This window comes from Hyphomonas sp. GM-8P (genome assembly GCF_003263315.1).
Lineage (GTDB): Bacteria > Pseudomonadota > Alphaproteobacteria > Caulobacterales > Hyphomonadaceae > Hyphomonas.
The window spans coordinates 122,183-129,115 of the sequence record NZ_AWFE01000013.1; the positions used below are offsets into that span (position 1 = coordinate 122,183).

A 6,933-nucleotide genomic window follows, 5' to 3' on the forward strand; every position below is an offset into this window, starting at 1 on the left:
ATCCAATCACTTGAGTAAAGCAACCAAGCAGTTCTTCGAAGAATCTGAATCTCTGCCCACCATCCCGGTCGACGTTGCTTTGCCTCGTGAGATTGAGTCACTCGCCATTTTAGCAAGCAACCTGACATCAAAACTCGTCGCTTACAAACACCGACAGGAGGATTTTTCGGACCGCGCTGCTCATGAATTAAAAAACTCCATTGGAATTTTGACGCTATCAGCAGATAAGCTGCAAACTGACGAATCGCTTCTGCCACGAAAGATCATTAGCTTACTATCTAAGTCCGCAGACCGCCTGCTCCTGCTTTCGAGCAGCAAGACACCAGCGCCCCCGAGTCAGCAGCCATTGCAACTGGATGCACTTTCACGGCAGGTGATCGCCGAGCTTGCGCCAATTGCTATCCGAGACGGCAAGTCCATTTCCCTGAAGATCGACGCACCAACTCCTTCTTTTGGGTCAGATCTAGTGGTGTCCACCACGCTGATTACGTTGATTTCGGGGATACTGAGTAACTGCGAGCAGAATACAAATATTCGCGTTGTAGTCGGACCAGGCGCCAGTCTTAAGATTACATCCGACGCCATTATGCTTAACCTACCAACAGTTCACAAATTGAATGGAGATCGCTCATCTTTAAGCATGCCCCCCGGCGGCTTTGCCCCTGCATGGCTGGATCTTGCACTGGTGGCTGCAGAGGCTCAAGGCGGAAGCTTAATTTACAGTACTGTAGGGTGTGACAATAGCTTTATTCTAACTCTTCCAGAATGGCGGTCTTCTCGATAGTAATTTGGTGTCCACGCAGAATGTCAAAATAGTAGGCTGGAGTGTACCATACGAGAAGCCAATTTTAGTTTTCCCTTCACTCACAGTGTTTGGCATTTATCGTTCCTGGTCTGACCTACCGAGGCGGTCAGTCAGATTTCTTAGCCTGTCGGTTTCTTGACGCGCTTGGGATCGGTGGTTCGGCCTTGACGCTAAAATCCAGCGGCAAGTTGGACCTCGCCACTATGGCACAGGCCTGAAATTTCGGCAAATCCGCCAACGTTTTTTCCATTGTGAGCCATATGAATCCGGCTCTCATTGTAGTCGATCCGCCACGCGTCAGCGAACCGCTGCGCATCGGCTAGCGAGGCAAACTAGTTCCCGTTCAGGAACTCGTCGCGCAGCGTACTGTTGAACGATTCAATGTGTGCATTGTCTGTCGGTGTGCCGGGACGAGAGAAGTCCATCCGGCCGCTGTGATGATGGGCCCAGGGGTCGATGATCTGTCCGGTAAATTCCGCGCCATTTTCGCAAAATACCGTCTCTGGCCGTCCTGGCAACCAGACCAGCCGGCTCAACACCCGGACCACATCTTCACTTCGTAGACGCAAGCCGACTTCAATGGCGAACAAGTCCCGCGCAAACACGCCTGCAACGGTCAGTAAGCTGATCTTATCACCTTTCGATGGTTGGTCATGAACAAAATTCATGCTCTAGGCTTGGTTCGGCCGGGATGGCTGACAGCGGGCCTCCCGATGAACCGCCATCTTGCGCCTGCGGAGCCGTTCCGCCCGTAAACACAGGCTTCTTCGCGATAGAGACGATAAACAACGTTCTGGTCCACCTGCCAGCCCTCGCGCTTCAGCATGACATCCACCCGCCTGTATCCGAACCTGATCTGTGTCGCCACGATCTCATCCATGCGCTGGCACCGTTCGGTCAGTGGGCCCGTACGCAGCGACTTCCTTTGCGCTGAGCGATGCTGGCGCGTCAGACGGCAAGCCTTGCGCCGGCCGTAACCGTGCGTCGCCGTCACGTAATCAACAACCTGTTTCATGAGCAATGGTCGGGGAACGTTTTGACAGAACGCCCTGAAGGGCCGCCTTGTCGAGGCTTGGTTCCGCAACGAGCGTCTTCAACCGGATGTTCTCCTCCAAGACCTGCTTCAGCTCCCGGAACTAGTCAGATCCCAGCCCGCCATACTTCTTCTTCCCCCGGTAACAGGACTGCCCGGTGATCCCCATTTGGCGGATCAAGTCCGCTACAGACATTCCAATCTCGCCCTGCTTTAGGGCCGCCACGATCCGCTCGGTCGAATAGCGCTTTTTCTTCCCTTCGAACTCTCTCCTTCGGGAAATCCGCCGCAAAACTAACATCAAATCCGGATCACTGTCGCTCGGTCACGTCGCAGATTCTGATACGTCAATTTGAATGGCTCTTGCTACCCGACAACGCACAAGCTTCCTCGAACATGGATTTCAGTCACTATCCGTTAGTGCGTGAGCTGATTTTTATTCAGTGTCGAGTGATTGCTGGAGCTTGCCAAGGTTAACCTACGTTACCCACTATGTGGTGATCACTTCATTTTGGGAAGCAGCTTCCCTCACTCTTCACTTTCCTGGCCACTTGCTCAACGAAGTACCTAAACCGTCTCTGTCCCAACGCATGCGCCGCGTCCCGCTCCCTTTCCGGAAGAGGATCAGTCCTGGTCAGCCAATAGAGAACAAACTGACCGAGTGCCTCGAGCGTAAAGCCGACATCACGTTCGATTTCACCCTGACGAACATCAAAGGCATCTAGGCGCGCCATAATGCGTTCTTCAAACCTTAATTTGACCTCAGGATTAAAATACTCCCGAAGCGCCTGCTCGATGATGGCAGATTTGGTAACGCCTGGATGCCGCGTAGCCTCATCAAGTTTGGCGTAAACACCTGCAGCAAGCCTCAAATTGATCCGTGGCTTGGGCATGGCTCAGAAATCCGGCAAAGTGTCAGGGTCGGCCAGATCGAGCGCTGCCGCCCTACGGATGGTTTCGAGGTGGCGCGCCTCGAATGGATCGGGATCACCTTCATCAGGCGACTCGGGATCGGGTTCCAGATCAGGGCTCGCTTCCTCAGGTGGCACAACAAGATCCGGTACCCGTTCAAGCCCGCCCTCAGCTGCATCTATTGGGATAACATCATCGGCGGACGCCACCGTGTCCCCTTCAATCAATCGGGACCAGTTGTCCGCATCATTCATGGAAGCAATCTCAACACCAGCCGCCGGCAACATCCTTCGTGTGAAGTTCCGGTCCTCAAAATAGCGCAGCTTCTTCGCCTGCACAGGTGGTGCGCCCGACACCATGATGACCGCATCTCGGGCTGGCAGCTGCATAACCTCCCCCGGCGTCAGCAATGGCCTCTGCGTTTCCTGGCGAGACACCATCATGTGGCTGAGCCAGGGAGCGAGCCTGTGGCCCGTATAGTTCTTCTGGGACCGAAGCTCTGTCTTGGTCCCGAGTGCGTCTGATATCCGCTTGGCTGTCCGCTCATCATTTGTCGCGAACGCGACCCGGACATGGCAGTTGTCCATGATCGAATTGTTCGGACCGTAGGCTTTTTCGATCTGATTGAGCGATTGGGCGATCAAATAGGCACGGATGCCGTACCCTGCCATGAAGGCAAGCGCAGACTCGAAGAAATCCAAGCGTCCGAGTGCGGGAAACTCATCCAGCATCATGAGCAATTTCCGCCGATTCGCGTCCGGCAGCTCTTCTGTCAGCCGCCGCCCGATCTGATTGAGGATAAGGCGCATCAGCGGTTTCGTCCGCGACATGTCGGAGGGCGGACAGGCTAGGTAAAGCGAAACTGGCCGTGCGGCGTCCACAAGATCAGTAAGACGCCAGTCGCTCGCTGACGTCACCGCAGCGACCACCGGGTCACGGTAGAGTGCGAGGAAACTCATAGCGGTCGACAGCACACCGGAGCGTTCATTTTCGGACTTGTTCAGGAGGTCTCTCGCGGCTTCAGCCACTACGGGTTGGACAGAACGCTCTCCCGCCTCAGTTGTTAAGTGCTTCGTCCGCATCATTCTTGTGAGCGTTGCCGTGAAGGTCCGGTCCGGATTAGAGAGGAACTTCGCACACCCCGACAATGTCTTGTCCTTCTCGGTGTAGAGGACATGCAGGATTACCCCGACGAGCAGGGAATGCCCGGTCTTTTCCCAATGATTGCGACGCTCCAGCGAACCTTCCGGATCGACAAGGATGTCCGCGATATTCTGGACATCCCGTACCTCGCATTCGCCGCGTCGGACTTCCAGGAGCGGGTTGTAACGGGGTGAGCGCCGATCGGTCGGATCGAACCGGATGCAGGTCGAAAAAGTCGAGCGCCAACCGGATGTCAGCTCCCAGTTCTCTCCCTTGATGTCATGAATGACGGCGCTGCCGGTCCAGGACAACAAGGTCGGAACAACTAATCCCACCCCCTTCCCTGAACGGGTGGGCGCAAAGGCCATGACGTGTTCCGGTCCGTCATGGCGGAGATAGGCGTGCTGGACTTTGCCGAGAAACACGCCATCACTTGCCAGCAGACCATGTCGCTTCAGTTCATGCGGCTTAGCCCAGCGCGCCGAACCATAGGTCGTAACATTCGCGGCGTCCCGGCTCCGGATCACCGAACCGACGACGGCGGCGAAGATACCAAGCAATCCACCGCTTGAGGCAATGAGGCCCGCGCGTGCAAACACGCCTGGCGCATAGGCCTCATAGGCATACCACCACTGGAACAGGCGCCAGGGTTTGTAGACCGGCATGTCGCGTACGAAAAACCAAGGGTGCCCAAGGGCCGGCTGGTATCCGAACATGTAGGCCGTCCACTGCGTCGCTCCCCAGATCGTCAGAACAATCAGGATGAAGACAACGAGGACTTGACCGAGCAGGATTTTTCCGGGGCGCATGGCGAGGTCCTTTGCGTCGAACGAAGAGATCGCCATCTTCGATCAGCCACCGGCTCCTCCGACAGTCGGACGCGATGGCAAGCTCGGCAGTCTCATCCAAAGGCATGCAAGTGCCTAACGTGACAGGCCGCGTTGCCGGCTCATCCCGATCGTCCATGACACGCCCTGGGCGGTTCGTTTGGCGACCAACTCGCGTCCGCGATGACGCTCGATCTCCGGCCGCCATGGGACCAGTGCAAATTCCTTCGCATTGCCGACGACAGCAATGCGCCCAGAACCAAGATTGATTGCGCGCTCATATTTTCCTGTGATCGTGTCACCCGTCTGAAGCTCGACTTGCTGGCGCCCAGACTGTTTGGCAATTCGCGCGACAACCGCAGCATGTTCGCTTTGCCTGAGCCGGCCCCGGGCTTCTGCATCGAGCGTATTTGCATCCGGCGCCAACAGCTCGTGTTCCCGCAACCACGCGATCCGGGCTTGTCGAACAGACCGCAATCGGCTTCCGTCCTTGTCCCCGTGTCCTTCATCCAGCCAGGTCACACCCCGATGCGTGACCTGCTCTTCCAGTGTGAGCCAGGACAGGGTTTTCAGGCTGACACTCCCTGCCCGATCCGCTTCAAACGCGACAGCCTTCTCAAGAAAGTTATTCGGAATAGCCCAGCTCCCATCCTGCATCCGTTCGACCACGCCTGCCCGCCGGAGTGCTTCCAGGCGTCTGACATGAGCTTGCCGGAACGCGGCTGTGGAGGATGGATCGGCCTCAGCATGAAGACGCTCGGAATAGCGCCCGCCTGTGTTGTCAGCGATATCTGCGATCACCCGGTCTGAACTCCGTTCCTTCGCCTTGCGCGACCCGACTTCGACGACTGCTCCTTCCGGAGGTGTGGAGCCAGGCTCCGCCTGCCCCAGATCGACAAGCCATTGCCGCCCATCAAAATCCTCCACAACAATCGAGCGCCGATCTCGCAGCTCATCATCCGGAAATGCGGCCAGTACTGTGCCGACGAGCTTGCCGCCTGCCGGTCGAGCCGGATCGAAGCTCGCAAGCCGTTCAACACCATCCCTCTTCCCAAACCGATGCGCCAGCGTTGCGATGACATCATTGCGACGGCCCATGTCTGCGAGCGTCCTGTCCCAGTCCGCCGCCATCTGCCAGCGGCCATCCTCCATCTGTGTGGCCAGGCCCAGCCGCTCCAGATGGCTGAGCCGCTGAAGGCGAAGGCTGTGATCAAAGCGATCGGCTTCACTTGAAGCGGTTCCACTGATCGCCAGTGCACGCCCTTCGACATCTCGCATCATGGCCCGATCGATTGCCGTCAGCCTGTCCCGCTGAACCTCTGAATGCCGAGCTCTTGCAATCTCAAGATCGCGCCGCGGTCCCAGCCTTTCCGTGACCAGGTCTGAAGCGCGCTGCCGGAGACCGGATTTCAGATAGTCCGGCGCGATGATGAGATCCTTACCCCGCGCATCCTTTCCACGAACGACGATATGCGTGTGAGAATGGCCGGTGTTGTGGTGATCCACGGCAACCCAATCGAGACGCGTGCCGAGATCCCGTTCCATCTGTGTCATCAGGGCGCGTGTATGTTCGCGCAGATCACCAAGCGCCACTCCGTCTTCTGGCGACACGATGATGCGGAACTGATGACGGTCATTCTCGCTGCGTTCGAGGAAGTCCGAAGCGCCCGGCGTTTCACCCTCACGCCCGTAGAGTTCACCACCTTTTCCGTCCCGCTCAACGCCATCACGCTGTATGTAGTGAAGATGCGCACGGAAGGATCCATTTCCGGCCAACCGTCCGGCGCGCGATATGTGGAATTTGACAACGACCCGCCGCATGCGGAACGCAGCTATTCTGCCGCGCTGAAATTCCAGCTGCCTCGCCGTTGCAGATCCCCGGCCCAGACTGCGCCCCGAATAGCGGCTAGCCTTACCCTTCGGGCCAAGCCTCGCAGCCGCATTTCGCAAACGCTTGGAAAGCGGCTGACCACCTGCCTGTCCACGATCCCTGATCCGGCACAGACGTGGAGTGAAGTCATCATCCACTGGCAAGACCGCCTCCTACTACCTGGCGCCCCCACAACCTCCAATAACTACGGGGGACTACGTCCGTTCGCCGAGCGTCTCGAAACCGCGCAAAGGGCGCCTGAAAATCGATGTGCAGACAGGGTGTTAGGCAGGGCCTGGCGCCAAGCGTTTTATCTTGCCCTCACTAAACCCGCCCATCCTGT

At 57.2% G+C, this 6,933-nt stretch carries 4 protein-coding genes and 1 pseudogene; 1 reads left to right on the forward strand and 4 read right to left on the reverse strand.

Going from position 1 to position 6,933, the window contains the following annotated elements; all coding sequences use genetic code 11:
• Positions 1-10: 10 nt before the first annotated feature.
• Positions 11-784 carry a hypothetical protein gene (locus HY26_RS02225; protein ID WP_158531395.1) on the forward strand — a complete coding sequence of 258 codons (774 nt, stop codon included), beginning with the start codon at positions 11-13 and terminating at the stop codon, positions 782-784.
• A 191-nt stretch (positions 785-975) separates the two neighbouring features.
• On the opposite strand, the pseudogene HY26_RS19380 reads toward HY26_RS02225, so the two are convergent.
• From HY26_RS19380 to HY26_RS02255, 4 genes and pseudogenes are all read right to left on the reverse strand, one after another.
• Positions 976-2,139 (reverse strand): annotated as a pseudogene (locus HY26_RS19380) (IS3 family transposase).
• 205 nt (positions 2,140-2,344) lie between these two features.
• Positions 2,345-2,731 (reverse strand): ribbon-helix-helix protein, CopG family, encoded by a 387-nt coding sequence (locus HY26_RS02245; protein ID WP_112072845.1) that lies wholly within the window; start codon positions 2,729-2,731, stop codon positions 2,345-2,347.
• Between the two features lie 3 nt (positions 2,732-2,734).
• On the reverse strand, positions 2,735-4,702 hold the full coding sequence (locus HY26_RS02250) for a conjugal transfer protein TraG (protein WP_112072848.1): 1,968 nt from the start codon (positions 4,700-4,702) through the stop codon (positions 2,735-2,737).
• Positions 4,703-4,816: 114 nt separating this feature from the next.
• Positions 4,817-6,541 (reverse strand): DUF3363 domain-containing protein, encoded by a 1,725-nt coding sequence (locus HY26_RS02255; protein ID WP_112072846.1) that lies wholly within the window; start codon positions 6,539-6,541, stop codon positions 4,817-4,819.
• Positions 6,542-6,933 lie beyond the last annotated feature (392 nt).